The sequence below is a fragment of the Amycolatopsis sp. NPDC003676 genome (assembly GCF_053587275.1).
Genome location: NZ_JBSFNS010000413.1, coordinates 1 through 1,080, shown reverse-complemented (window position 1 = coordinate 1,080; position 1,080 = coordinate 1). Strand labels below are relative to the sequence as shown.

Annotated in this window: 1 protein-coding gene; it reads right to left on the bottom strand. The window is 71.0% G+C overall.

Annotation, left to right across the window (positions count from 1 at the left end):
- Positions 1-216 precede the first annotated feature (216 nt).
- Positions 217-1,080, bottom strand: an 864-nt coding sequence (locus ACWDNU_RS46840; protein WP_449673582.1) for an MFS transporter, incomplete at its 5' end; no start/stop codon positions are given.

The window sequence follows — 1,080 nt, the reverse complement described above, 5'->3', positions numbered from 1 at the left end:
TGGACCTGTTCATGCGGGACGCGAAGCGCGGCGTGCAGCTGTACGTCAAGCGCGTGTTCATCATGGACGACTGCGAAGGGCCGGCGTGGTCGCACCGGCGTAGAGCCTGGTGGCGCGGTCGAAGGTGACAGTAGCCATGCGTGGTTCAACATCCCATCCCGGCAGGAACGTGCCGGACGATCCGAGTACAGGGTCGCAGGGATCGTAGCGGCCGGATCAGTCGCCGGTGACGCGTGTGCCGCGCGGAATCCGGAACGCGGCGGCGAGGCCGACGAGGAGGAACAGCGCGGCGGCGAGCAGGGTGGTCCGGGTGGCATCGGTGAAGGCGCGGCACAGGGCGTCGACGATCGCGTCGGTGTGCCCGTGCTCGCGGACGCCGGCAATGGCGCCACCGGCGGATTCGCGGGTCGCGGTGGCGAGGGAGTCGGCCTGCTCCGCCGGGAGGCCGGGCACCTCGGCCAACTGCGCGGGCAGCTCGCGGCCGAGCGATACCGACAGCAGCGCGCCGACGACCGCGGTGCCGAAGGCCGAGCCGACCTGACGCACGGTGCTCTGGGTGGCCGAACCCTGGCCCGAGTTCTGCGGCGGGACGTCCGCCAGGACGGTGCCCGTGAGCTGGGCGGAGGCCATCCCGAGGCCGATGCCGTAGCCGACCAGGAGCGCCGCGAGCCACCAGCCCGAGATGTGCGGGGTGACGAACAGCGCGGTCAGCGCGATGGCCACGGTTTCGAGCATCAGCCCGAGCTGGACCACCCGGACCGGCCCGTACTTGTGCACCAGGCCCTCGGCGATGCCCGCCGCCAGGAACGCGCCGACCGCCATCGCGGCCAGGACATACCCTGCCCCGAGGGTGGACAGGCCGAGGACATTGACCATGAACAGGGGCAGCACGAACAGCAGGCCGAATTCGCCGAGCGCCACGGCGAAGGCGGTGATGTTGCCCCAGCGAAAACTCTTGATGGTGAACAGCGCCGGATCGAGCAGCGCCGACCGGCCGACCCGTTGGCGGTGCTGCTCCCACCGGACGAACAGGACCAGCGCGAGCACCCCGAGCGCGAGCAGCACCGGGATCGGGGAGAT